Here is a 26,677-nt window from a genome sequence, read left to right on the forward strand (position 1 = left end):
TACCTATAAAGCTGATTTTATCGATAACTCTTGATCAAATCGGCTAGCGTTATCTTGTAGCATGTCTTTCCCAGCAAAGGAAATGAATGTGGCTTTATCTTTGTGATCCTGTAGGTACTTCTTCATAACAGAACAGATATGTTCTTTAGTTACAGCTAAGACAGCTCTACGGAATGCTTGCCGTAAAGCAGGAATTCTTCCACATCGTAATCTATAATATCCTGTAGAAGCACGAGTGCCTGGAGCAATTGGAGCATCTAAATTTTGGATAACGCCAAGAACTCCTTCATGAATATCATCATTCGAGAAATTTCCTTTAGCGACTTCCTCGATACCATAGAGGAATGCCTGATGGGAATCAAAAATTTCAGGATCGCGATAACTGTAACAATAAAATGCTCCCCTACCAAGATTCACTGCTGCTCCTGATCCATAGGCTCCACCTTGTTCACGAATTTTTGTATGCAACACGGTGTTATCAAGAATTTCTGCAGCTACGGTAAGGGCAGCAGCATCAGGATGATCATAAGGCAAATCTCCTATAGGGAAAGCTAGAGCATTAAAGGCTGCACGAGCAGGAATATACAAACCCTGTGATCCTAGGACCATATCTATAGAAGGATTTACCCAAGGTTCGCACGATTGACCTTCGACATCTAAAATCCCATAGAAATTATTCTCATATAAGTGTTGATAATTTGCCTTGCTGCCACTAAGAACGAGTTGACGCTTACCAAAGAAACACTTTTTATATAAGGATTGTAAAATACCGACGACATTGTCTATTTCCTTATCAAAATTATTCGTAAGATCACGAATTTTATCTACGTAAGGCAGGCCTGAAGCTAAATAAGACATCGTTGCGGTTATAGATTTATCCATGCAAGCCATGCTGACAGCATAACTCATAGGGCTATTGCGCACACTATTTGTCAATGCCTCGTTATGCTGCATGAGTAATTCCTTGATTCTTGCTACGTCTGTAAAATCAATACTGAGGAGAGTATCTCCCATAACTTGAAACAACTTATCAGCTTTCGATATTAAAGCTTTCCCACGCACACCTATTGATGGTGATAACAAAGTGTTGTTATTAGCATGTGGAGAGAACTCATAGGAAACATCGACGCCTCCTGTATGCTCTAGGAGAAATTCCAGCTGCTCTTTGTAAGATCTTCCTCCACAACCTAACTGTAACATTAGGAAAACAAGCAGACGTAACCAGGGAAGTTCTTCAACAGACAAAGGAGGAAGATCCATTACCAATTCTGCGAAGATCAAGTCATTGGTAAAGCAATCATGATGGAGAACTTCCCCACGAGATACATTCTCCTTAACAAGAGGAAATTCTTTTCCTGAATTTGGTACCTTATCTAAAGAAAAGTTTGGGAGAATCTTATCTAAATTTTCATTCTGAGATTGATATTCTTCCAAAATTTTAGAAGTTAGACGAATTTTTTCAATATCTTCAGAAGAAAGCTTCTGTTGAATCTCTTTAAGAAGAGCTTGCTCTTCTTGATTTTCTATAGCAATCAAATCAGAATCAGGAAGAAGTATCACACGAGCAAAGTGGGGATTATCTAGAAAATACTTCCTGATAAGTTTTGGAAGATAATCTGGTTGTTTGAGCTTTTCTCGAAGATCAGCAAATAAGCTGTGAATTCTTAACCCATCTTCAGCATGCCCTCCATGCTGTCGCAACAATCCTGAACGGAAAAATAAAGATAAGCCATACGGAAGGGAATACCCTGTGATTTCTTTTCTTGCCAGTTCTAGTTGATGTACAGCAGCTTCAACCAAATGATTCGGGATACCTTCTCTGATGATCTCTTCTAAACAAGCAAAAATCCATGATTCTAATTTTTGAGCTCCTCCATGAGAACATCCTTTACACACGATGGTGATAGGAATCTCTCGAATCTCACTATCAATTCCCATATCGGCTTGTTTACAAAATCCTGATTTTAACAAGCGGGATTTCAAAGGAGCCGCGTCGGTGCCCATTAAAACAACATCAAGAACATGCAAAGCCAATAATTCTTGTTGGTCTAATATAGAACATGTCAACCACGATAAACCAAAAAGAACCTTGTCTTCATCTTGTGTATCCGAAGGATATTTAAGGATATTCCTTACAGGTTCTTTAAATCTTTTTTGCAGAGGAACAGTAACTGTTTGTTTTTCTAGCTTCCCTACATGACGTAATAGCTTTTCCTCGAGAAAATCCAAATGTCTAGAAGGTTTAATATTTCCATAAAAATAAAATAAGCAACGTCCAAGAGTGTACTGGCTCTGATGAAACGCTATAACACTTTCATGAGATAGGGTAAGAATTTCCTTAGGTTCGCCTCCAGAATTTACACCGTAGGTAACCGAAGGGAATAAAGCCGCATTTAATGCCTCTGACAACCGAGATTCTCCTGACATCATCGCGCCTTTCATCTCATTAAAAACCACACCGGTATAAGTTAGGGCATTTTCAGGATTGAGTTCATATCTCCATCCTTCTTGTAAAAAGCTATTTTCAGTCAATAAAGGATGAAAAACAGCATCTATATATACGCTGAGTAAATTATAAAAATCTTCTGGAATTTGTGATGCCGCAGGATAACAGGTAAAATCTGCGCCTGTAAAGGCGTTCATAAACGTATTTAAACTACGTCGTGTCATGGAGAAAAAGGGATCTCGCACTGGATAATTATTGGAACCGCAAAGCACCATGTGCTCTAAAACGTGAGCCACTCCATTAGAAGTTGATGGGCAAGTCCTGAAGCAAATATTGAAAACATTTTCATCATCGTTATTAACGATCATCATAATAGAAACGCCCGAAGGTTTATGTTCCACCTCGAGTAATTTGCTTTCTATCTCAGGGAGATCTTGACTTAACTTAACGACGAAATTTCTATATGTATCTCCAGCTTTCATACTCTATCCAAATCCCTAATGTGACACATCAGGTGTTCTCCATCTTTTTTTAATTTTATAGAGTTAATTACACTATAATGTTCTTGCTTTTCAGCAAAACCAAGTTAAGTTACCTTGGGTATTATTTTCAATAACTCCTGGGGGAAGTTATGAACAATGATCTCAATTATTTTGAAAGTCATTATCAAAAATTACTCAAGGAATTTTCAGATTTTCTTCACTTTCGTTCTATATCTGCAGATCCTAGTTGTCTATCCAACTGTGAAAGCTGCGCTGCTTTCTTAGTTGACAATCTTAAAGATATATTCTCAATAGAATTATGGGAAAAACCGGGCCACCCTCCTATAATTTATGCTACTTACCGTGAAGCAGGTTCAACAGCCCCCACCCTACTTCTCTACAATCATTACGATGTACAACCCGCGGATATGGCAGATGGATGGTTAGCCGATCCTTTTACAATGAGAAAAAAAGGAGAACATCTGATTGCTCGAGGAGCTTCCGATAATAAAGGGCAGTGTTTCTATACCTGGAAGGCTCTTGAACACTATTATCAATCCAGAAAAGGGTTCCCGGCAAACATTACCTGGATCATTGAGGGAGAAGAAGAAAGCGACAGCCCTGCATTAAAGGCTTTTCTTGAAGAGAAGAAAGAGCAATTACAAGCTGATTATTTCCTAATTGTTGACGGAGGTTTTTCTTCTGCAAAAGCTCCTGCTGTTAGTATAGGCGCTCGAGGTTTAGCAATTATGAAAATCACCTTAGAAGAAGGCCAGAAAGATATGCACTCAGGCATTTTTGGTGGTATTGCCTATAACGTAAATAGGGCTTTAGCAGAAATGCTGGCATCACTACACCACAAGGATAATTCTATCGCTGTAGAAGGTTTTTATGATGACGTTGTTCTTCCTGAAGAGAGTGAGCGCAGTGACAATCCGAAAAGCAATCTTTTAAAAGATGGGGAAAAAAGTTTAGGATTTCGTCCTACTCTATATTCTCCAGCAACAACTGTAGAAGAAGCTTTGAGTATTTATCCTACTTTAGATATCAATGGTATCTCTGGAGGTTATACAGGACCGGGATTTAAAACAGTCATTCCTTATAAAGCGACTGCTTATCTTTCTTGCAGGTTAGTTCCTAAACAGGATCCTCAGAAAACAGTAAAGCAAGTTATCCAGCATTTAGAAAAACTCGTTCCCCCTACATTGAAATTCTCTTATGAGATCTTTGAGGGTTCTCCGGGATGGAGAAGTTCTCCCAATTTACCCATTGTTTTAGCTTTACAAGAGATTTACTCCCAACTGTATCACCAGCCGTGTCTGAGAGTATTTATGGAAGCTACTATTCCTATAGCTTCATTATTAGGTGCCATCTCAAAAACAGAACCGATTATTTGCGGCACATCTTATGTAAGTGATGCCATTCATGCTGCAGAAGAAAACTTCTCCCTAGAGCAAATGCGCAACGGTTTCCTTTCTATTTGTCTTCTTTTAGATAAATTAGCAAAAGCACAAAAAAGCACTCTCTAAGAGAGTGCTTTCATTAAAATTGTGTAATGGAAAAACTTAGGCCTAGTCTTCTGGTTTTAATACTACGAAGCGAATTACCTCTCCTTGTGAAACCATTAGGAGGATGCTTTCATTATTTCCATCCTTTAAAACAGTATTCAGTTCTTCTACTGAAGAAACTTTTTGTCTATTGACGGCGAGGATAAGCTGTCCCGGAGCTATACCTGAAGAACTAGCGACAGAACCTGCTTCGACAGAAATAATCAGCACACCTTTACTATCAGGAGTCATTCCCAATTTCTTAGCAGTTTCTGGGTTGAGATTTTGCACTCGGATACCCACGCGATTTAAAGCAGAGACACCGTCGTCCTGAGGAGCTTGAGAAACTATAACAGGAATTTCCAAAACCTGTCCTTCACGAACTACTTTTAGTAATACTCTTGTATCAGGATTCATCAGGGAAATGGCATTGCGGAATGCACTAAGAGATTCTACTTCTCTACCATTGTAAGCAATGATTACATCTTCTTGCTTTAATCCTGCCTTATCTGCTGGTGACCCTTTAACGACATCTGTAATCAAAGCTCCATAAACTTTATCTAGTTTATAGCAAGCCGCCAATTCAGCATCTATAGGTTGTAGAGTAACTCCCAGGAACCCACGAATTACCTGACCGTCGCTAATCAATTGATCGATGATCTTCTTAGCCATTAAACTAGGGATAGCGAAACCAATACCGATGTAACCTCCACTACCGCTAACAATAGCCGTATTCACTCCAATTACCTTCCCATCGATATTAAGAAGAGGACCTCCAGAATTTCCGGGATTAATAGCTGCATCTGTCTGAATAAAATCTTCGAAATCGGCTATATGCAGCTGATTCCTTCCTTTAGCACTAATCACTCCTACGGTAACTGTAGCTTGTAAGCCGAAAGGATTCCCAATCGCTATTGCCCAATCCCCCACTTTCAAATTATCAGAATTTCCAAAGGTAAGATGTGGAAGCTTGTTCGCATTGATTTTAATCACTGCTAAATCAGTTTTAGGATCTAAACCGATAACCTTAGCAGGATATTTCTGACCGTCATGCAGGGTAACATGAATCTTTCCGGCATCTTCAACTACGTGATTGTTAGTGACGACATACCCATCTGGAGAAACTATAAATCCTGTACCACGAACAGCCTCTTTCGACATCGGACGCTCTTTTTGTGTGGGCAAACCGAAGAAACGATTGAAGAATTCATCATTGAAATAATCAAAAGGATTATCGTAAGGTCCCCTACGCCCAGGAACAGGATGCACAGGACGGTTACACTTAGGAAAGCTTTCGATATACACAACACCAGGTGTTGCTTGTTCAGCGACCTTAGAAAAACCTCCAGAAATCTCCTTCAGCAGCACTTCTTGAGGGACTTCTGCTATCCGCGAATCTTTTTTCACAGCAGCAAATCCTAAAGGAGAAAGCGTAGAAATACTTAAAAACATTGCTGTGGCTAATAATACATGTATTGGCTTCTTCGTCATACCTTTTTCCCTATAGGCTCTAGATTCTGTCTAGATCTCGTGCTCATGTTTGTGAAAGCTTATGAATTCTAATACTTTTTAAATAGACATTGTAAAGGACAGTGATTCACATGCCGCTTCGGATATAATCACGAAAAGCGGATTATATTGTAGCAAGATATTACTACAAAGAATTTTTATCTTAAGAACTTTCTGAAAGAGTTTATATCTTCTTATAAAGAATTTGAAAGCAAGAAGAAATACAGAGTCATATTCTCGACTTACAAACTTCTATATTCTTGCCAACTATAGAAATAGGTTGATTATTAAATAATTATAGCTGAAGTGCTTGTAAATTATAGAGAGCGTAATAAGGTTTCTACAGTTTCTCCAATTAAAGCTGGAGATTCAACAACACAAACTCCGGCTCTTCTCAAAGCTTCTTTCTTACTTTTAGCATCTCCAGAATTTCCAGAAATAATAGCTCCAGCGTGACCCATACGCTTTCCTTTAGGAGCGGTTTCCCCAGCAATAAACGCGATAACAGGTTTGGTACAGTAAGCTTGGATCCATTCGGCAGCTTCTTCTTCAGCGCTACCTCCTATTTCTCCAATCATCAATATGAGTTCTGTTTGAGGATCATTTTGAAATTCTTCTAGAACATCAATAAACGAAGTCCCGTTTAAAGGGTCTCCACCTATACCTATGCATAAGCTTTGTCCTATACTCCGTTGAGTGAGTTGCCAAACAGCTTCATAAGTTAATGTTCCTGATCTTGAAACGACACCTACACTCCCGGGAAGGTGGATATATCCTGGCATGATACCAATTTTACATACACCGGGCTTTATAATTCCTGGGCAATTAGGACCTATCAATCGGGAAGAGCTATATTGCATCACATGGCTCACTTCGAGCATATCTTTGACAGGGATACCTTCTGTAATGCAAACAATCAGCTCGATTCCTGCATCCTCAGCTTCAATTATCGCTTCTGCAGCATAAGCAGGAGGGACAAATATCATTGTTGCGCGACAATTCGTTGCTTGTTTTGCTTCTAATACAGAATCATATACAGGACGATTTAGATGTTTTGTCCCTCCTTTCCCAGGAGTGACTCCTCCTACGAAATTTGATCCATATGCAAGGCATTGCTCTGTATGAAACGAGCCGGCTTTTCCTGTGATTCCTTGAGTGATAATCGGGGTGTTTTTACTTAATGAGCAAAACATAGAGCTCCTTAACCTTATTTACTTAATGCTACAGCAAGCTGTGCGCCCGTATTTAAGGAATCGGTAAATTTACAGGGGATTCCTGAACGCTGTACAATTTCTTTGCCAAGTTCTACATTTGTTCCTTCTAAACGCACTACTGTAGGAATGAGATTTTCCCTAGTTTGCATCACAGCAACAAGTCCCGAGGCAACTGCAGAACAATCCATAATGCCACCGAAAATATTGATAAAAAGAACCTCTACATTTTCGTCTGATAGCACTAAAGATACGGCTTCCTGAATTTGTTGTTCCGTAGCGCTCCCGCCTACATCAAGGAAATTTGCTGCAGATCCTCCATGAATCTTAAGAATGTCTAATGTGCTCATAGCTAATCCGGCACCATTAACTAAGCACCCAATATTGCCATCTAGAGCAATGTAGGAAAGTCCTATCTGCTTAGCAAGTACATCACGAACATTTTCTTGAGAAGGGTCGTACAATACTTCAAGTTTTGGATGACGGTATAAGGCGTTATCATCAATAGTGACTTTAGCATCTAGTACAAGAAGATCTCCTTCTTGAGTAAGCACTAAAGGATTAATTTCCAGTAAAGAAGCGTCATTATCATAGAAACATTGAACAAGACTTTTAATCAGCTGTACGCCTTGTTTCCCTGTATCGCCTTCCCAACCCATAAATTTAATCATCTGTCTAAGTTGATAATTATATATACGAGCAAAAGGAGTCAGGGGTATAGTAAGCAATTGGTCAGGATATTTTTGAGCTACCTCTTCAATATCAACACCTCCGGCTCTCGATAACATAATCGCTGGGCAGCGATTTTTCCTATCCATGATTACTGCTAGGTAATACTCAGTAGCAATATTCACTAAGGGTGTGATCAGAACTTTCTCTACAGGTAAAGCTTCTCCAGAAGTTTGATTACTGGTAAAACGCATGCGTAACAATTTATCCACAGCTGCAAGAATCTCATCAGGAGATTTCGCAACAATGACACCACCGTTTTTCCCCCTACCTCCAGCATGTACTTGTACTTTAACCACACCTGCGCTGATTCCTAACTCATTGAGCGTATGTCTACCTTCTTCAACAGACGAGGCTACACGATAAGGAGGAATAGCTATATTATAAGAGGCTAAGAGGTCTTTAGCTTGGTATTCATGAAGGTGCATAAATAACCCTTTGAATTTTCCTCCTTATCTTGTATCATTCCTTTTACTTCAACTAACTTTGCTCTAATCCGTGTTCAAGTTCTTTAGTAGCAAGATTCAGTCTCTATTTAAAAAAACTCTCTCCCCCGATCTTTTAGAATTTACGGAAAGTTTGTTTTATGAAGCAGATTTTGGATCAGATCTTACTGAAGAGTTGTGTTCTCGTTTGCGCAAATGTCGTAAACCAGATGCGTCTACTGTTAAAGATCTAGTTTCCTCATTACTTCGTGAAACTCTAGACAACTTACCTCATGTAGAACCTTGTCAAGGACAAGCTCCTATGGTTTCTTTGATATTGGGAACAAATGGTTCGGGGAAAACCACAACTGTGGCTAAACTTGCCCACTACCACATGTCTCGATCAGAGAAAGTTATGATTGTTGCCACGGATACTTTCCGTAGTGCTGGCATGGATCAGATGCGTTGTTGGGCAGACAAATTAGGTTGTGGATTCGTATCAGGGAAGCCTGGCGGCGATCCTGCTGCTATTGCTTATGACGGCATTGCTTCTGCTATGTCTCGAGGTTACGACCGTGTACTTATTGATACTTCAGGTCGTTTGCACACGCATACCAACTTACTCAATGAATTATCAAAAATTGTTTCAGTATGTAATAAAATACACCCAGGGTCTCCGCACGAACGACTCATGACTATAGATGCGACTTTGGGAGGAAATGTTATTGAGCAGGTACGAGTTTTCCATGACGCCATTCCTCTATCGGGACTCATCCTAACCAAAGTTGATGGTTCTGCTAAAGGCGGGACATTATTTCGTGTGGCAAAACAATTAAAGATCCCTACAAAATTCGTCGGCTACGGCGAACTTATAGGGGACCTTGAAGAGTTTCATATAGATAGGTTCTTAGCAAAGCTTTTCCCTTAAAAGATATTTTAGTTTCTTTTTGAGGAAGAGAAAATTTGCAGAAGGTACCAAAATATCATAATCACATTGCAATACATCTTTAATGCCATGATTAAAGATAGCTTATAGCTTAAATCGCCATCATTGCCTACATTTTGAGCTGCTCTACGGATAGCTTGCGCGTCTACGACAGTTAATCCTACAAAAATGGCTAATCCTAAATAGCAAATTAATAGGTAGAACAGCGGCATATAAACAAATAAAGAAGCCACCCCGAATATAACGGAAACCAACATCAAACCAATCAGAGCAAACATCAAAATGCTACTCATCTGTGTGAGATCACTTTTAGTAAAAGCTCCATAAGCTGCCGACAAACCGAAAATCAAACCGGCGGATCCAAAAGCAGCCCAAACAATACCTCCACCATATTGTGCGGCATATACAGGAACTAAAGTTCCAAAAAACAAACCTTCCAAAGCGGAATATGCTAAGAAAAGTCCCATAACTGCAGGAACAGAAAGCTTATGAATCTTCGCGTTGATGTAGAACGATACTCCAAGAGTAGCGATGCACCAAACCCACCAGAACGAAAATAAACTTCTATACATTCCAGAAAAGTATAATCCTAATGATACAAAAGTCGTGACAGCAAGACCCGCAGTCATCCAACCATATACTCTGGATGTAAACGTTCCCGGCAAACGAGATTCCTGTGCATAATCGCGATCGTATAGTCCCATTTAACCTCCTATACTCACATATAATTTAAAATTAACAGACTTGCTATTATTTATTTAAAATTTATAATAAAGACTAGCTAAATTAATTACTATTACCAAGAGCATTAATAATAAAATAAACTTCCCTCCTGGGACTAAATGCTTTCCTTGGTAGTGTCTTTTCCCATAGCGCCCCTTCCAGACCATAAGTACAGGAAATACTCCTATAATTAAAGCCGCGCCTATACCTCCGGCATAATTGAGACATTTGAGAACAATCTCAGGGTAGCACATCGACCATGCTAGAGGGACAATAAAAGTTAAAAAGAAAATAGAGAAACCATGTTTTTTCTTGCTCCATTGAAAAGCGTCAACTAGGAAATCCATAACTCCTAAAGCTACACCTAAAAATGAAGAAACCAAAGCAAAGAAACCAAAGAATTCCCCTGCAACATAAAACATAGAACACTGTAATGAATTTTTCATAGCTTCTACAGCTGTGAATCCATTTTCCTGAGCTTTTATAAGAAAATCTAATGGGATAACTCCTAAAACCAGTCCTTCCCAAATTACATATAAGGTTAAGGGGATCAAACTCCCGATAACGATTGCTTTTTTTACATCTTTAACTTTTCTATCCATGTAGTAGTACAGCGAAGGGACTACACTTTGGAAACCAAAGGACAGGAAAAGGATGGATAATCCATCTAAGGAGCGCACCCAGGAACCACGTAAAAGTAGTCCGGGTTGCAATGCTAAAACACCTAAAATGCAAAATACTGCAAAAGCAACGGCTAATCCAAAAACAAAAAACCGGTTACAATAATCGATAACTTTTGTTCCCATCATTAAAGTAGGACAAATCAAAATTGCAAATGCCAAAGGAGCCCCATGACGTATCCAGGGAATATCCAATCCTTGACAGCCAAAAATACGAAATAAAATATTCCCTCCCTCACAAAAGTAAGCAATCAAGAGAGAGTAGAAGAGGAATAGATACACAAGCCACATCAAAATCTTCCCAATATCCCCTAGGGTATATTGTGCCATAGATAACATGTTGACCTGTTGCTTATCCTTACACCATGTCATAACTTCAAGAAGGCAAAGTCCAGACGCCATAGAAAACAGCCAGGAAAGAACATAAAGAAGAGTTGTAGGAAGAAATCCTGAATATGCTGTTAATACAGGAACTGCTAACACACCAGCACCTATGGCTGTCCCCGCAATAATAAGGGAACCACCCAAGACCTTGCTAGACATAGAAAAACCTTTAGAATTTTGTATTATACTTTAGAATTAATGATAATTGGAATGAAAACACCAAGCTCTTACTTTATTCAACAGTTACAGATTTTGCTAGATTCCTAGGGCAATCTATCTCATTGCCTTTTTTCAAAGCCATGGTGTAGGCCATAATTTGTCCCACTATCGTATAAAGAATAGGAGATACTAAAGGATGGCTATTAGGAACATATATTTGATAATCTGAAACAGCAGCAATGTCTTCTTGTGCTTCCGAAGCCACAGCTATCACGTGTGCTTGCCGAGCTTTCACTTCCATAATACATCCAACCATCTTCTCATAGACAGTAGAGTCACCACAGAAGGTAATCACCGGAGATCCTTTGCTAATTAAAGCAATGGGTCCATGCTTCATTTCACCTGCAGGATAACAGTTTGCTTCAACATATGCAATTTCTTTCAACTTCAAGGCTGCTTCCATACAGATAGGATACATTAGGCGACGTCCTAAAAATATGAATCTATCCTCATGGTAATAAGCCTGTGCCCATGAATGTAAATTTTCATTTGCCAATAAACGATTGCATAACTCTGGAAGTTCCAGCAACCCTTTTCCACAAGCACAATGTTCTTCTAAACTTAGCGTATGTTTAGAAACTGTTAATTTTAATCCTAATAAGATAAGTAAAAGTAATTGGGCAGTAAAAGCTTTTGTTGAAGCTACACCAATTTCAATACCTGCTTCTAGGAATAAGCAATGATCCACTCCTGTAGCTAACGCAGATTCTTGAACATTACAAATCCCTAGAACACAAGCCACTTGTCTAAGACGAAACTCTTTTAAAGCTGCTAAAGTATCGGCTGTTTCTCCAGATTGGCTAATTAAAATCGCTAATGTCTTCTGTCCAATATATGCTCTTCGATACCGAAATTCTGAAGCCACTTCAACGTGAACAGGAATTGAGACTAAAGACTCTATAATGTACTTCGCCAAAAACCCGGCATGATAAGAAGAACCACAAGCAACTATAGAAATCTCATCAAAATCTTCTAAAGGAAAACCTTGTAAAAATTTCTCACTAATATATCCTTGAGGATCTATATATTTATGAACAAGACGTTCCAAAACCTCCGGCTGCTCATAGATTTCCTTAAGCATATAATAGCTATATCCTTGCTTATCCGAACCGGAATCGGTATACGTGACCTGACGAACTTGTTTACAAATACGCTTTAATGCAAAATTGTACGTCTCGACTTCATTACCAAGACCTACAATCGCCAATTCTCCAGAAGCTAAAGCCTGAATACTCTGCGTGTGTTTCAAGAAGGCTCGACTATCTGAAGCTATAAAATTTTCCCCCTCTCCCAATCCAATAATTAAAGGGCTCTCTTGAGATGCACAAAGTAAAACATCAGGATGATCTTTATGAATCAGGCCACACGAAAAACTCCCCTGCAGTTGAGATAAGGTCGAGGAGAAGCTGTGGATTAAATCTGCTGTAGTTTGATAATGAAATGCAAAAAGCTGGGCGATCACCTCAGAATCTGTATCTGAAGAAAAAGAAATCCCCTCAGAAAGAAGGAAGGATTTTAATTCTTTAAAATTTTCAATAATCCCGTTGTGAACAACAGCACAAGTAGAATTCTCATCTACGTGGGGATGAGCATTACTTACTGTAGGCACGCCATGCGTTGCCCAACGCGTATGGCCGATAGCTAATAAAGATTGTATGTTTTCTTGTTCTAAAGAATGTCTAAGTTCATCGACACGTCCTAGCGTCTTTCGCACAAACAGGCGTCCAAGATGAATAGAAGCTAATCCTGCGGAATCGTATCCACGGTACTCTAGCTTAGCCAAACCATCTAAAACTACAGGAATAGCTAATTTAGAACCTAGATATCCGAATATTCCGCACATACATTACCTTACTCTACCACGCCTACTCCCAACTCAGAATCAACGATGTCCGCTATAGTCTTAGCGAGAGAGTCTACTTGATGCTTCTTTAAACCCTCAACCATAACCCTACAAATATTTTCCGTTCCAGAATATCTTAATAAAACGCGACCAGAATCACCTAAAGATGATCTAACATCTCTAAGTGCTTCTTGAACTAAAGGCAAGGTATCTAAGGGGATTTTTTCTTTCACTGCAACATTGATCAGTGCTTGAGGACTTTTTACAATCAGGGATGTTAAATCTGATAACGTAGATTCGCTTTCAATCATAATCCGCAAAACCTGCAAAGCAGAAACAATACCATCTCCTGTAGTATTATAATCCAGAAAGATCATATGACCACTTTGCTCACCACCAAGGTTGACATCATACTCTAACATATTCTGTAAGACATGACGATCGCCCACGGGAGAAATTAATGCTTCTATTCCTACACTTTCAAGATATTTCAATACACCGAAATTGGTCATAACGGTAGCTATAACACGATTACCTCGTAAGAGATCCTTTTTCTTTAGATCATTAGCGCAGATACTTAAAATCATATCTCCATCAACAATATGCCCTTTCTCATCCACCATGATCACGCGATCACCGTCACCATCTAAGGCAATACCTACATCTGCCTTATGCTCAATCACAGCTTTTTGAATCACGGAAGGGAAAAGAGCCCCACAGCCATCATTAATATTACTTCCTGTAGGTTCACAACCATAACAAATCACTTCAGCATCAAGTTCTTCAAAAACAGAAGGCGCTACTTTATAGGCTGCCCCGTGGGCACAATCTAAAACTATCTTCAACCCTTTTAGTGTTCTTCCTCTGGGGAAAGTAGCTTTAGCAAACTCTATGTACCTTCCCATAGCATCCACGACACGTTTGTTCTTCCCTACAGCACAATCATCAGGGAGATTTCCAAACTCTCTAAGAGCAACCATTTGCTCAATACGTCGTTCTATGACATCACTAATTTTAAATCCTTCAGACGAGAAAATCTTGATCCCATTATCCCAATAAGGATTATGAGATGCGGAAATCATAATCCCAGCATCGGCACGGTAAGCACGGGTAATAAACGCTACTCCTGGAGTGGGAATGGGCCCCAATACTAAGGTTTCTATCCCCATAGAAGTCAAACCCGCAACCAGGGCATTCTCAAACATATATCCCGATAAACGTGTATCCTTACCTACGACAACACGGTGTTTCCCGGATTTACTTTCTTGTAGAACACCTGCAACAGCTTTTCCTAATAATACCGAAAGCTCTACAGTCATAGGTTCATAATTTGCTTTCCCACGCACCCCATCCGTGCCAAAAAGTTGCTTTACTTCCTTAGTCATTTATTCCCTTAAAGATTCGTTCTCAACAGATTAAGAGTGATTCACTCTTTCGGTTTATAACAGGCAAGATGCTCTAGAAACACTGTTAGGATATTCTTAGACAACAAGTGTTTACGATTATTGAATTTAAAGTTCTTTTCATCTCTCCCTCACACTTTTTAAATTTTCTATCATAAAAATTAGAATTGTTATTAGAAAAATCATGTGGTTCAGTTATTTTTGAACCTGACAAGCTCTCATCCTAGGTGGAATTGTCGATATGTGTAAAATTTTTCTAAAAATTATGATCTTGTTCTTTATGAATTTTTATAAAATTGTCCTCGTTCGTGATGAAAACACTGATTTTCTTAAGACACCGTCTGGTCTAATTATCGGAAAATTGGTGTAGTTTAGAAATCACAGAAAAGTAAAATGAAAATTCTATAAAGAAACGTAGATAAATAATCATAAAAATCCTTGTATGAGGTATAAATGTGTGTCTTTCTGCTAGGCATTTTGTTCTTGCAAACTTCAATGTTTTTGTTATGGTGAAATTCCCCTAGAAAAAAGAGTGCTCATATAAACCCTTTTTCTTCCAAGACTTTTTAACACCCGATATCTATAATAAATGGTCTGTGACAACAAAACTCTCTTGCGTAGAGGCTTAGAATTGTTTAGAAAAATTTCTAAATCTGCACCCACTCCAATTATCTACTCAGCTGCCGACCACAACATCAAACTTAAAGACTTTTCTCCACACGCACTTTCCGTAGTAAAGACCCTACGAAAAGCTGGACATAAAGCTTATATTGTTGGCGGATGTATCCGCGACTTACTACTCAACACAACTCCCAAAGACTTTGACATTTCTACATCAGCGAAGCCTGAGGAAATCAAAGCCGTTTTTAAGAATTGTATACTTGTTGGGAAACGCTTCCGCTTAGCGCATATTCGTTTCTCAAATCAAATCATTGAAGTATCTACATTTCGTTCGGGAAGTGCTGATGAAGACTGCCTCATTACCAAAGATAACCTTTGGGGAACTGCTGAAGAAGATGTTTTAAGAAGGGATTTTACCATCAACGGTCTGTTCTATGATCCTACAGAAGAAACTATCATAGATTATACTGGGGGTGTGAGCGATTTAGAGAATCGGTACTTAAGGACGATTGGCGATCCTTTTGTTCGTTTTAAACAAGATCCCGTAAGAATGTTGCGTTTACTAAAAATACTCGCAAGAGCTCATTTCACTGTGGATCCTAAAACATTAGAGGCTCTTCAAGAGTGCCGTTACGAGTTAATTAAGAGTTCTCAAGCGCGTGTTTTTGAAGAACTCATCAAGATGCTAGGTTCGGGAGTTTCCTCCCAATTTTTTAAATTAACGGCAAAATATCAGATTTTAGAAATTCTTTTCCCTTATATGGACAAAGCTTTTCGTCTAAATAAGACCTTAGAAGACCAAACCTTTGCCTGTTTAGATATCTTAGATAGGAACATTTTAAACAAAAAACATAACTATGACCGCCACCAGCTCATGGCGATATTTTTATTTCCTATTGTTAACTTTAATGTGCGTTATAAGCACCGCCAGTACCCAAGCCTTTCACTAACATCTGTCTTTGACTACATTAAAAATTTTCTAGGAAAGTTTTTTGCGGATTCATTCACGAGTTGCTCTAAAAAGAATTTTATTTTAACAGCTCTTATTTTGCAGATGCAATACCGGTTAACCCCATTAGTGCCAACGAAAAAAATCCACTTCTTTAACCGGAAGTTTTTAAATCATGTACGTTTTTCTGAAGCTCTTTCCCTATTAGAAATACGCAGTTTAGTTTATCCTAAATTAGATAAAATACTTGATGCTTGGATAAGGCATTACCAAGCATTACAATTTAAAAAGGAACTTCCCTCTTGAGTTTAAACTAGCCATGTTTCCTCTTTATCTGGTTCGCATACTGTATCCTATAGGATTAATAGCCAATATATTTTTTGGCTTTGCGTTTACCATCCAGTGGTTTCTAAGTGAAAGACACAAGAAAGCTTATGTCCCTAAAGCTTTTTGGATTTTTTCCTCAATAGGGGCGATTTTAATGATCACCCATGGCTTTATTCAAAGTCAATTTCCTATAGCACTTCTCCACGGAGCAAATCTAGTTATCTATTTTAGGAACCTAAATATTTCTTCTTCCCGTAAGCTCTCTTTAAAAACCACTTTGATCATTCTTGCTGTAACGTTGCTTCTCACTGCATTACCTTTTGCCATAGAAGCTTACTATCATCCTAATATGCAGTGGATGGCTTCTCCTAATATCTTTCACCTTCCTCTACCCCCACCAAATATTTATTGGCATATTATTGGTTGTTTCGGGTTGTTCACTTTTTCGTGTAGGTTCTTTATTCAATGGTGCTACTTAGAAATGAATAATCAATCTACATTGCCGGCGCTATTCTGGCAGGTAGGTTTTGTGGGAGGTTTCCTGGCCTTTCTTTATTTTATACGCACAGGAGACCCTGTAAATATCCTCAGTTATGGTTGTGGACTCTTTCCCTCCATAGCAAATCTACGCATCATATATAAGAAATCACGTCTTTCGGAGTTTCACAACCCCAGCTACTTCATATCTGCGGGAGAAGCTAGTGGTGACACTTTAGGCAGCGACCTTCTTCGCCATATCAAAGCTCTTAATCCTGATCAGCGTTGTTTTGGTGTTGGAGGACCTTTAATGCGCAAAGAAGGTCTTGAGCCTCTAATCCACATGGAAGAGTTCCAAGTGTCAGGCTTCTTAGAAATCCTAACCTCTATCTTCACTCTAGTTAAGAAATACCGAAAGCTATACAAAGCTATTCTTAAAGAAAATCCTGAGATAGTCTTCTGCATAGATTTCCCAGACTTTCATTTTTTCCTTATTAAAAAGCTAAGAAAATGCGGTTATACAGGAAAAATCGTTCACTATGTCTGTCCGAGTATTTGGGCATGGCGACCTAAAAGAAAAAAGATCCTAGAAAAGTATTTAGATACACTTTTGCTCATACTTCCTTTTGAAAATGAGCTTTTCACAGATTCTCCTTTAAAAACGATCTATTTAGGACATCCTTTAGTAAAGACGATATCGAATTTCCAACACTGTGCATCCTGGAAACAAGAACTCGCTATTTCTGATCAACCTATTGTTGCGCTATTTCCAGGTAGCCGACCTGGGGATATTCTCAGAAATTTACAAGTACAAATTCGTGCATTTCTTGCCTCATCATTAGCGGAATCACATCAGCTTCTGATATCTTCTTACAACCCGAAACACGATCAAACCATCCTCGATCTCCTAGAAAAGGAAGGTTGTCATGGTAAAATTGTCCCGGAGATGTTCCGTTATCACCTTATGCGAGATTGCGATTGTGCCTTAGCAAAATGTGGAACTATTGTCTTGGAAGCCGCTTTAAATCAAACGCCTACGATTGTCACCTGTCTTCTTCGGCCTTTTGATAGCTTTTTAGCAAAGTATATCTTTAAGATCTTCATGTCTGCATATTCCCTACCCAATATCATTACCAAATCAATTATCTTCCCAGAATTTATAGGAGGTAAATCTGACTTTACTCCTGAAGAAGTAGCAGCAGCTATAGATAGCCTTGCTAATCCTGAATCTAAAGAAAAACAGAAACTGGCGTGTCAGAAACTTCTTGAAACAATGAAAACCAACGTTGTGACGATTCAAGAATGTTTACAAACTATATACTCGTTAAACAGTCGTTTTCATAGAGAAAATGGTTGCTTAGGAAACTACGTCCAGAAGAATGTTAGGCCGAGTTTTTAACTCTTTCAATGTTCTTTTTGACTAAAAGAGGGTAGTGCTTTTCTTCTTACATAGATGGGAACATGGTGAGGGGGAAAAATGAAAATCTGCAGTGATCGAATGAAGTTCACATCTATGCCATCTTTAAGTTATGTTTCAGATTGCTTCGTTTATGAGTGCTTTAATTTCCCGTTCTATCTCCTTGATGTATGATCGTTGACGTTCAATCATCCTATTAGATTCTTTGATCTTTAATTCCAGCCTACAAAGCTCTGCTTCATAAGCTATCCGATTTGCCATATGCATGTGCTGTTCTTCTTGAAGTCGAGTATCACAATCTTCGTTCATTTGTTGCAAAGCAGCTATATAATCTTTAAGCTCAGTGATACAGGCTTCTAGTTCTTTATTTTCAAAGCGCCAAGCATCTTCATTACCGAGGTAGGTAGCCCTGTCTTCTATACAACCTTGTAGAAGAGAATTATATTCATTTTTCATCTCAGTTGCCTCGTTCTTATAATCAAGAGCTTTATTTTGAAGATCTTGAATTTCTGCGAGCAATTTCTGTACTGTGGGTTGATGCTCATCACGTGTAGAAGAATCTACAGCTTTGGCTTTCTTAAAATAAGAAAAAATATGCTTTACTCCTAACCCCAATAAAATTAACCCTAAAATTATTGAAGTTACAGAAATCGCAAAAACAAACGCGGGGAGTAAAGAAGCAAAAGCAGTCACTGCAACGATATGAGAAATGATGAAAACAACATTTATAGCTATCAAAGTAATACGAACTAATAACTGCTTCTTAAAAGAATATGTGGGCAAGGTATCCACACGCGTTTGTTCTGAATTCTTAATAGAAGATACATCATTCATAATCTCAAACACTCCAAATAAAAAATATAGGTAAGTTTTACCCTTTGTTATTCTCAGAATGAGAGATTATATTACTATCCGTAAATTCTTGAATACTAGAAGCATAGGCATCCAATGCATTAGCAAATTCTATTAAGCTATTACCCGTAGGAGTGGTTATTTCATCTTTTTTTGTGCTATCAGTAATCAATAACACGAGATCTTTTAACTTACGTTTCAACGTGATCAATTTTTGATTTAACTCTCGAACACATCCCTGGTTTCGTTCATTATCTGTAAGAAAAAGCTGTAGGCTAGAAATCTGCTCCTGTAATTCAGCGACTTTGTTCGTTAACTCTTCAATTCTCTGATCTTTCAGAAAAATTAACGCGGATTGTTCTTGGCACTCGGATTGCTGCTGAATCAAGTAAAACCTCAGATTACTAGACATAAGTTTTTCCGCCTGTTCAGACTGACGAGCAATTATAGACTCTTTATTAAGCAATTCATTGCTAACCTGAAGTTTCTCTATAACCAGCTGAGAAGTGGCTTGATTTTCCTCTAGAACACGCCTTAACTCGACTAATTCTTTGCGTAAACGAGAAACCGTGTTCTCTAAATAAGAATGCTCTTGAGCCATCGCAGCATATCTATGTGTGAGGCTGTCTAGTTCATCTTGTTTACTCTTTAAGAGAGCCTGCATTTGCAAAGCATCTTCAATCTCCTGATTCTGTTGACTTTGGAGAGGATGGTCTTCTTCTGATAAACAGTTCTGTAAATCCTGTGAGGACGTTTGCAATTCCTGAATAACATTTTCAGATCCTGAAACCTCTGATCTATGAAGACGAGCTAACTGCAAAATAATACAGGAGTGCCCTCCTCCTATGCAGAGAATCAATGTAACGCCGAGAACTATACTAATAAGAATCCCGTTAAAAATTGCAGAAGATAGAGCATGGGATATCACAAGTAATGCTATCCCAGCTGTAATAACAGCTAAACCTAAAATAACTGCGATTATGGAAGTGATAAGAACAACGTGCGGTTTATTAATATTATAACGACTAGAACCTAATGGCTGCGTATCAGCAAGTTCTAAGCGATGGAGAAGTTTCATAAGTTACTCGCCTAAACATAATGTGATAAACAACTAATCCTAAATAGAATAAGTTACGAGTATTCAATATATGTAATGTATTTATTAGCAAGTTAATTATTTCTAGAATTGAGAAAATAGAATATTGACCAAATATAACACAAAAAAAAAGCTCCACACATAAGCAAGGAGCCTTTTTTGATATTTTTAACACCTATAAAATTATCTAGAAAACTCATCTTCAGAAGATAGACTTTCCTCATCATCAGCATTGTTATCTTCTACCACCATATAAGCTATCCCCGATTCCGGGGATCCTATAACATTATTAGCTTCAAACCAATCCGCATGATCATCTTCTTCTTCATTACTCGAAGGCATTTCTATATCCATACTAGCGTCTGCGAGTTGAGATTCTAATTCTCGAGAGAGATTCACAACCTCTCCTTTCATAACAAGTAATTGTTGTTCTAGATCTTCTTTTTCTGCTTCAAATCGATGAAGATCTTCTACACATCTTCCCTCAATATGTTGAGCTCTCTCCAATTGAGAGACTGTTTCTTCTCTAAGACAATCTAACTCCATTTTCTGTTCTTGTAATTGTCTGTTCAACTCTGTCTCCACCACTTCTAAATCCTGTATATGCTGATATAATCTCTCTTGTTCTTCGCGGCTATGCTGCACAGTAGCACGAAGATGAAAAAGGTTATAAATAGCCACACAAATAATTAGAATAGAAGCAATTAAAGTCAGAGTCAGAAAAATAATGTAAAGTGATCCCAATTGAATATGGGAGGCCGCGCGAACAATAATTTGCGCCACAATGACGATTATACTCAAAGCTATCGCAGAAATATTCATCGTGCGATGGCCTTGGAATCCACAAGCAGAAGTCCTGTTTAAATTCATAGCTATGTAATTAGCAACCCCGTTCAAAACTTCCCCTAGAACAAAATGAAAAACACATATGTATTGAGAAACGCAAAAGTTTCGTATGTAGGTAACGCAGGGCTTTGCTGATGCTTAAAAAACCCCGGTATATATTGGCTAACTTTTATCCCGACATGATCTCTCAGGATATAAGCATTATCGAGACTGCACTTTACCCTCTAATTCTTCCACCTTTTTCGTCGCGGAATAAAGAGTTTGTTAATGATAAAAAGTAAACCAACTCATGATATGAGGTAAGATATCGTACATATGAACTATACGAATAAACGTAGACTGAGAGACGTAAGCAAGATTATGAATGAATCAAAAGAATGGCAAAAAAAACTCGACCCTATTTACCCAATAGAGTCGAGATTATACTAATTTAAATGGCTATAGACCTAAGCTTATAGTCTTTTCTATAATTAGCCTAAATCTTCCAAATCTTCAGTACCTAAATAATCATCTGTAACCGATAATGCTTCACTACCGTCTGGATCTACATCAGAACGCTCTGTATCACCTGCAATAGAAGCATGCGCTGCTAGTTGTGCTTGTAATTGATCTAGCTGTTCTTGCAGTTTGTCCATTCCAGATGTCAGACTTGATTTTTCACTTTGTAGAATTTTAATCTCTCCGGTGCTCTCGTCAAGCTGTTCCTTTAATTTTGCAATCTGAACTAAAAGATGTGATGTTTCCTGCATTGTTACACGAACTTTATGTGATATAGAAGCCTCTAGTTCCTTGTTTTGATTCTGCATCTTACGGAAGTCGTCTTCCACTTTTTTCTTCGCATCTTCTAGTTCTTGAATTTTACCTTCTAAACCTAATATGACTTCATCTCTGGACTCCAGATCACAGTTGAGATTTTTAACCTTCAAACTCAATTCATTTCTCGTATAAGCTAACATAGTAATTCGATTTTCAAGACCTTCTACCACTACTTGATCTTTTTCTAGTTCTTCTTCAAGAGATCGAACCTTGATAGCAAGATCTGCATTTTGATTCTTAAGTCTCTCAACATCTTGGTCTTTTACTTCTATCTTCTCGGTAAGATCTATTAATTTACCTTGCAATGTGATTACTGTGCTAACTCCTTCGTCTTGTAACTGTTGCAAACAAGCTTCCAATTCTTCTTTTTGTGCTGAAAGTGCGTCAACTTGTTCTAAAGAGTGTGTTAATTGTGTTTCTAAACTTTGTACTTGCTCCTCTAAAGCACCTATGTTTTGCTTAGCCAAAGCAACTTCTAAGGTCCTCTTTCCTAGCTCTTCTTGCATTTTTTGTGCTTCTTCAGCGATGGGTGGATAGCTTGCTACTAATTCCTTCAGTGCTTGAACTTTAGATTCTAAAGAAGCTTTTTCTTGATTTGCTTGTGCTAAATCACCTATGGCACTCATCAACTTCACTGACAATTCACTACAACGTCCCCGTTCTTCCTCTAACCGCGCTTCAGAACATATAAGCTGCTCTCTTAGCTCAATCATTTCTGCCTGTAAACGTGTGTTCTCTTCACCAAGTCGAGCATCACCAGGAACTCTTCGAGATTGAGAAACTACATTATACATAGACATGGAGAGAAGAATAACGCTAGCTAGTAAAGCAGTAGATACAAGAGCAACTAGAGTTACAGATGTAGGTAAGGCAAAGAAAACCAAAGTACCTATTAAAGTTCCAATAAGCACCATGCCTGCTAATAAAGCAATAGCAGTTGCAATTCGTTGATATTTACTCGCTGATATGCTAGACAGAGCGTGTTGCGTTGTAGGTACGTGTGTCGCAATAGGATTAGTGTTCACAGGGCTAGTCATCATAAATTACTCATTTTTAATAACATAACGCAAAACATTGAAGCGGTCATAATGTTTTAAATGCAAGAACTTTATGTCCAACGATAAGTAAAAAAACTTCAGTGAAAATATAGACAAATAACTTAGGAACTAATGCTTACCGAAACGAGCGGATTCCCTATATGCACTAAGCCTTAGAAACGGCCACAAGTGCACAATATTCTCCTACTGCTATGTAGGGGGCAATTTTAATGTCTTCAACAAGTATAAAAACGGCGTGTTTAATGTATTTCATTACATAAGCCACAGGGAAATTAAGGACTTCCAACTGTTTGTGGAAAGTCCTTAATTAAAATATGAGATTTTAACGTCTTTCTTCAAACTGTCTTAATTGATTTTGAGCCACTCTGAGAAGAAGATGTGTTGCTCGATTGAATTTTCTGTTCTTCCTCTAACCGCGCTTCAGGGTGTGCAAGCTTCTCTTTTAGCTCGATTATTTCTGCCCGTAGACGTGTGTTCTCTTTACCAATTTGGGCATAACTAGAAGCTCTTCGAGATTGAGAAACTAAATTATACATAGATATGGAGAGAAGAATAACGCTAGCTAGTAAAGAAGAAGATACAAGAGCAACTAGAGTTAAGGATGCAGGTAAGGCAAAGCAAACCAAAGCACCTATTAAAGTTCCAATAAGCGCCATGCCTGCTAATAAAGCAATAGCATTTGCAACTCGTTGATATTTACTCGATGATATGTTAGAGAGTGCGTGTTGTGTCGTAGGTACGTGTGTCGCAATAGGAGTAGTATTCACAGGACTAGTTGTCATAAATCACTCGTTGTTAATAACATAATTCAGAGCATTGAAACAGTTATAATCTTTTAAATGCAAGAAATTTATTCACAACGATAAGCAGCAAAACTTAAGTGGAAATATAGACAAATAACTTAGGAACCAATGTTTACCGAGATAAGCGAGTTCCTTATACACACTAAAAGCTGTAGAAACAACCACAGGTGCGCAATATTCTCCTACTGCTATGTAGGGGGCAATCTTAATGTCTTCAGCAAGTATAAAAATGGCGTGGTTGCTGTATTTCACTATATAAGCCATAGGGAAATTAAGGACTTTCAACTATTTGTGGAAAATCCTTAATTAGAATATGAGATTTTAACGTCTTTCTTCAAACTGTCTTAATTGATTTTGAGCAACGCTAAGAGCTAAGTCTTTTGATTGGACTTCCCTTGATGCCTCTACCAGCTGTTTTTGAAAATCAGAGAAACGGTTTTTATAATCTTCTAATTGAACATGAGCTTCATCTAGTTGCCTACGAAGATCGTCATTAGTTTGTTGTAAACGTTGTTGCTCTGCTAATGATCGTGTCTCTAAACTCTCAGGGCTTACTATTTCTGTATGAGATCTTAGAGCTTCTGTAAGCTCATGAATTTTCGTTTCTAATGTAGTGATACGTTCATTTGCTTCTTCTAAATTTTCTCGCAATACAAATAGCTTATCTTCTCTGAGGTCAAAAACTTCCTGTTCCAATTCATAAAGTGCTGAAGAATCAATCGGAGCATTCGGAGGGAAACTAAAATTGCGTACTTTTGCTTCAAGTTCTTCATCCCCATCACAATATTGCTGCAAACGCATGGCCCTCAAATTATCCACATGATTTCTTCCTGGAGCAGAATCATGCGTGCGGAAAAGATTAAATAACTGACTCTCTAATTCAAATATTCTTTGATAGCTGATACTTCTTTCAGAAGCCTCAACGAGTTCTTGAACTTGGCTTTCTAGAGCAGAATCCTTACTGAGTTCTTCCATTCTTCTAATTCTGTGGCGTGCCATCGATACACGTTCTCTAGCATCGAAACTCATTTTTGTTCTTATATCTTTTCTTGCTTCCTCTAACTTCGCTATACTTCTTAATCTCTGAGGGTCAGATTGCAACTTCAGACTTCTTTCATTTGTGTATGTTACGACAGTTTCTCGTAATCTTTCATTACTCATCTCTAATTCTCTGATAGTTGCCCTATTTTCTCTTATCTGTTGGTTCAGTGTTTGTACTTCTTGTTGCAGATTAGAAACATTTACCCCTGTTGCATTTTGTAATCGTTGGACCTGTGCTGCTAATTCTTTGCTCTTGGACTTACTTGCAGTTAATTCTAACTCTACCTTTTTTCTTTTATTTATCTGATGTTCTATCTGCCCCTTAGATACATTGCGCATACGAATTATCTGATTAGAAAAGCGAGTAATCTGGCTCTCTAAATCTAAAATCTTATTTTGTTTTTCACGATTGTCTTTTTGTAAGTCTGCTATCCTAGCTTCCACTTCTTCCTGTAGAGGCTGCGATATCTCCACTAGATCATCTCCTTGAACTGCAGATGCTGTATTTCCTGCTTGCAAATCACTAACTCTATTTGCAAAATCCCTGCACTTCCTCTTGAGTTCTTCTATTTCTTGCTCATATTTCCCTCGTTCCTCAACGAAAGATTGAACATGAGATGTTTGCTCTTTAGCAGAATTTTCGAGTTCGTGTTCTAGTCCGCGTATTCTTGCTAAATTCTCGGATGTATTTTGCTGCAACTGAGAGATTTCCTCTTCATAACGCCTTTGTCTTTCTTGACTTGCTGTTATGTTGGCAAGATATTCTTCTTCTTTACGACGCATCTTTTCTTTTAACTTGCGAATATTATCTTTAGATTCTCTCTGAGATTGACGCAGTCCCGTTATTGTGGATTCACAATGTGCATGATCTTCTGATAAACCAGATAATCTCTCTGAGACGACTTCCAATTGCACAACTTTGGCTTCTAATTCCAAGCATCTTACACGCAAATCGTCTCTTTCCCTTTCTAACTTAACTCGGAGTTCCTCTTGGCTTTTAACAATAAGGTGATGATTTCTATCTCTTTGTTGTAATGTGCCTTCAAATAAGAGTGCACTCCTCTCTATCTCAGATTTTTGTTGTGCTAATTCTGCTAACTGACTTTCTAAACAAACAACGCGTTCTCTAAATTGAGACTCACTAGAAGCCAAAGCTTCCTCTAATTCTTGTATTCTCGCTTCGAAACTACTCTCTCTTATCTGATTTTCTTCGTGTCTCAAAACCTCAGAATCCAAATCTGGAATTCTCGTGGACACATGTACGTGCTCTCTTTCTAACTCCTGTATTTGCTGATTTTCACATTGTAAAGCGCCAACACTATCCTCAAGAATCGGATCATTTGCTACGTGTACAAGTGCATCATGGGACGGACTTTCATTCTGTGGAGACTCTATCTGTATATGCCGCTTTCTATTTACTATGTGATAAAAGCTCGTAGCTAGGAAAAACAAGGCTACTAAAACGCTCATACCTAAAACAATACTTGGAATAACCCCCAATTCAACACTGAAAAGAACAAGAGCGGTTATACTGGAAATGAGAACCAATACAGATAGGAATATGGAAAACACATAAATGGCTAAACAACCCCGTGAAGAATTAGCCTTGACTAAACACATATTAGTTTCTAAAGTTGGCGTTAAACACGCAGAAATACATCTCATAATTATCTCACAAACAAATATCACGATTAAAACAACAAGACCTAACATGTGTGTAGATCTTGTATTGAGAAAAAGAGCGATGCGAAACGCTCTTTGTATATTAAAATAAGGAAATACAAAATAGAATAAGCTTCACAACTAGGCGTGAAGCCCATTTATAGA

The 26,677-nt window shown here is 38.2% G+C and carries 18 protein-coding genes; 4 read left to right on the top strand and 14 right to left on the bottom strand.

What is annotated here, in order from left to right:
- Nucleotides 1–3: 3 nt before the first annotated feature.
- Nucleotides 4–2,928, bottom strand: a complete 2,925-nt coding sequence (locus tag G5O_RS09045) for an insulinase family protein (protein ID WP_006343443.1) — start codon at nt 2,926–2,928, stop codon at nt 4–6.
- A gap of 149 nt (nt 2,929–3,077) precedes the next feature.
- Between G5O_RS09045 and G5O_RS09050 the strand changes: the two genes are divergently transcribed.
- Nucleotides 3,078–4,457, top strand: coding sequence for a M20/M25/M40 family metallo-hydrolase (locus G5O_RS09050; RefSeq protein ID WP_006343444.1), 1,380 nt, complete (start codon nt 3,078–3,080; stop codon nt 4,455–4,457).
- A 42-nt stretch (nt 4,458–4,499) separates the two neighbouring features.
- Here the strand turns inward: G5O_RS09050 and htrA are convergent, their stop codons facing one another.
- From htrA to sucC, 3 genes are all read right to left on the bottom strand, one after another.
- Nucleotides 4,500–5,966 (bottom strand): serine protease HtrA, encoded by a 1,467-nt coding sequence (htrA, locus tag G5O_RS09055; RefSeq protein ID WP_006343445.1) that lies wholly within the window; start codon nt 5,964–5,966, stop codon nt 4,500–4,502.
- 335 nt (nt 5,967–6,301) lie between these two features.
- Nucleotides 6,302–7,177 (bottom strand): succinate--CoA ligase subunit alpha, encoded by an 876-nt coding sequence (gene sucD, locus G5O_RS09060; protein WP_006343446.1) that lies wholly within the window; start codon nt 7,175–7,177, stop codon nt 6,302–6,304.
- A gap of 14 nt (nt 7,178–7,191) precedes the next feature.
- A complete protein-coding gene (gene sucC / locus G5O_RS09065) occupies nt 7,192–8,352 on the bottom strand; it encodes an ADP-forming succinate--CoA ligase subunit beta (RefSeq protein ID WP_006343447.1) in 1,161 nt (386 codons plus the stop codon).
- Nucleotides 8,353–8,422: 70 nt separating this feature from the next.
- Between sucC and ftsY the strand changes: the two genes are divergently transcribed.
- A complete protein-coding gene (ftsY, locus tag G5O_RS09070; protein ID WP_006343448.1) occupies nt 8,423–9,277 on the top strand; it encodes a signal recognition particle-docking protein FtsY in 855 nt (284 codons plus the stop codon).
- Between the two features lie 8 nt (nt 9,278–9,285).
- On the opposite strand, the gene G5O_RS09075 is transcribed toward ftsY, so the two are convergent.
- The 4 genes from G5O_RS09075 to glmM form a co-directional block, all read right to left on the bottom strand.
- Nucleotides 9,286–9,999: a Bax inhibitor-1/YccA family protein gene (locus G5O_RS09075; RefSeq protein WP_006343449.1), complete on the bottom strand. Its 714-nt coding sequence runs from the start codon at nt 9,997–9,999 to the stop codon at nt 9,286–9,288.
- Nucleotides 10,000–10,053: 54 nt separating this feature from the next.
- Nucleotides 10,054–11,241, bottom strand: coding sequence for an aromatic amino acid transport family protein (locus tag G5O_RS09080; protein ID WP_006343450.1), 1,188 nt, complete (start codon nt 11,239–11,241; stop codon nt 10,054–10,056).
- A 73-nt stretch (nt 11,242–11,314) separates the two neighbouring features.
- Nucleotides 11,315–13,144, bottom strand: a complete 1,830-nt coding sequence (gene glmS, locus G5O_RS09085; protein WP_006343451.1) for a glutamine--fructose-6-phosphate transaminase (isomerizing) — start codon at nt 13,142–13,144, stop codon at nt 11,315–11,317.
- A gap of 8 nt (nt 13,145–13,152) precedes the next feature.
- Nucleotides 13,153–14,529: a phosphoglucosamine mutase gene (gene glmM, locus G5O_RS09090; RefSeq protein ID WP_006343452.1), complete on the bottom strand. Its 1,377-nt coding sequence runs from the start codon at nt 14,527–14,529 to the stop codon at nt 13,153–13,155.
- 607 nt (nt 14,530–15,136) lie between these two features.
- Between glmM and pcnB the strand changes: the two genes are divergently transcribed.
- Nucleotides 15,137–16,423, top strand: a complete 1,287-nt coding sequence (gene pcnB / locus G5O_RS09095) for a polynucleotide adenylyltransferase PcnB (protein WP_006343453.1) — start codon at nt 15,137–15,139, stop codon at nt 16,421–16,423.
- 13 nt (nt 16,424–16,436) lie between these two features.
- The gene (gene lpxB / locus G5O_RS09100; protein ID WP_006343454.1) at nt 16,437–18,320 is read left to right on the top strand and encodes a lipid-A-disaccharide synthase; all 1,884 of its coding nucleotides are present in this window, start codon (nt 16,437–16,439) and stop codon (nt 18,318–18,320) included.
- A 135-nt stretch (nt 18,321–18,455) separates the two neighbouring features.
- Here lpxB and G5O_RS09105 read toward each other — a convergent pair whose 3' ends face one another.
- The 6 genes from G5O_RS09105 to G5O_RS09130 all read right to left on the bottom strand — a co-directional run bounded on the left by G5O_RS09105 (nt 18,456) and on the right by G5O_RS09130 (nt 26,563).
- Nucleotides 18,456–19,172, bottom strand: a complete 717-nt coding sequence (locus G5O_RS09105; RefSeq protein ID WP_013747390.1) for an IncA family protein — start codon at nt 19,170–19,172, stop codon at nt 18,456–18,458.
- 37 nt (nt 19,173–19,209) lie between these two features.
- Nucleotides 19,210–20,268: an IncA family protein gene (locus G5O_RS09110; protein ID WP_006343456.1), complete on the bottom strand. Its 1,059-nt coding sequence runs from the start codon at nt 20,266–20,268 to the stop codon at nt 19,210–19,212.
- 201 nt (nt 20,269–20,469) lie between these two features.
- On the bottom strand, nt 20,470–21,183 hold the full coding sequence (locus G5O_RS09115) for a hypothetical protein (protein ID WP_006343457.1): 714 nt from the start codon (nt 21,181–21,183) through the stop codon (nt 20,470–20,472).
- 419 nt (nt 21,184–21,602) lie between these two features.
- The gene (locus G5O_RS09120) at nt 21,603–22,988 is read right to left on the bottom strand and encodes a coiled-coil domain-containing protein (protein WP_006343458.1); all 1,386 of its coding nucleotides are present in this window, start codon (nt 22,986–22,988) and stop codon (nt 21,603–21,605) included.
- A gap of 353 nt (nt 22,989–23,341) precedes the next feature.
- Nucleotides 23,342–23,788, bottom strand: coding sequence for an IncA family protein (locus G5O_RS09125; protein WP_006343459.1), 447 nt, complete (start codon nt 23,786–23,788; stop codon nt 23,342–23,344).
- Nucleotides 23,789–24,130: 342 nt separating this feature from the next.
- Nucleotides 24,131–26,563 carry an IncA family protein gene (locus G5O_RS09130; protein WP_006343460.1) on the bottom strand — a complete coding sequence of 811 codons (2,433 nt, stop codon included), beginning with the start codon at nt 26,561–26,563 and terminating at the stop codon, nt 24,131–24,133.
- Nucleotides 26,564–26,677 lie beyond the last annotated feature (114 nt).

This window comes from Chlamydia psittaci 6BC (genome assembly GCF_000204255.1).
Lineage (GTDB): Bacteria > Chlamydiota > Chlamydiia > Chlamydiales > Chlamydiaceae > Chlamydia > Chlamydia psittaci.

Excerpts from the sequence above, each read along its gene's own strand:
- G5O_RS09080 (WP_006343450.1), bottom strand. The coding sequence starts at position 11,241 with ATGTCTAGCAAGGTCTTGGGTGGTTCCCTTATTATTGCGGGGACAGCC.
- sucD (WP_006343446.1), bottom strand. The coding sequence starts at position 7,177 with ATGTTTTGCTCATTAAGTAAAAACACCCCGATTATCACTCAAGGAATC.
- G5O_RS09075 (WP_006343449.1), bottom strand. The coding sequence starts at position 9,999 with ATGGGACTATACGATCGCGATTATGCACAGGAATCTCGTTTGCCGGGA.
- glmM (WP_006343452.1), bottom strand. The coding sequence starts at position 14,529 with ATGACTAAGGAAGTAAAGCAACTTTTTGGCACGGATGGGGTGCGTGGG.
- lpxB (WP_006343454.1), top strand. The coding sequence starts at position 16,437 with ATGTTTCCTCTTTATCTGGTTCGCATACTGTATCCTATAGGATTAATA.
- htrA (WP_006343445.1), bottom strand. The coding sequence starts at position 5,966 with ATGACGAAGAAGCCAATACATGTATTATTAGCCACAGCAATGTTTTTA.
- G5O_RS09120 (WP_006343458.1), bottom strand. The coding sequence starts at position 22,988 with ATGATGACTAGCCCTGTGAACACTAATCCTATTGCGACACACGTACCT.
- G5O_RS09110 (WP_006343456.1), bottom strand. The coding sequence starts at position 20,268 with ATGAAACTTCTCCATCGCTTAGAACTTGCTGATACGCAGCCATTAGGT.
- glmS (WP_006343451.1), bottom strand. The coding sequence starts at position 13,144 with ATGTGCGGAATATTCGGATATCTAGGTTCTAAATTAGCTATTCCTGTA.
- pcnB (WP_006343453.1), top strand. The coding sequence starts at position 15,137 with ATGGTCTGTGACAACAAAACTCTCTTGCGTAGAGGCTTAGAATTGTTT.
- G5O_RS09045 (WP_006343443.1), bottom strand. The coding sequence starts at position 2,928 with ATGAAAGCTGGAGATACATATAGAAATTTCGTCGTTAAGTTAAGTCAA.
- G5O_RS09130 (WP_006343460.1), bottom strand. The coding sequence starts at position 26,563 with ATGTTAGGTCTTGTTGTTTTAATCGTGATATTTGTTTGTGAGATAATT.
- sucC (WP_006343447.1), bottom strand. The coding sequence starts at position 8,352 with ATGCACCTTCATGAATACCAAGCTAAAGACCTCTTAGCCTCTTATAAT.
- G5O_RS09125 (WP_006343459.1), bottom strand. The coding sequence starts at position 23,788 with ATGACAACTAGTCCTGTGAATACTACTCCTATTGCGACACACGTACCT.
- G5O_RS09105 (WP_013747390.1), bottom strand. The coding sequence starts at position 19,172 with ATGAATGATGTATCTTCTATTAAGAATTCAGAACAAACGCGTGTGGAT.
- G5O_RS09050 (WP_006343444.1), top strand. The coding sequence starts at position 3,078 with ATGAACAATGATCTCAATTATTTTGAAAGTCATTATCAAAAATTACTC.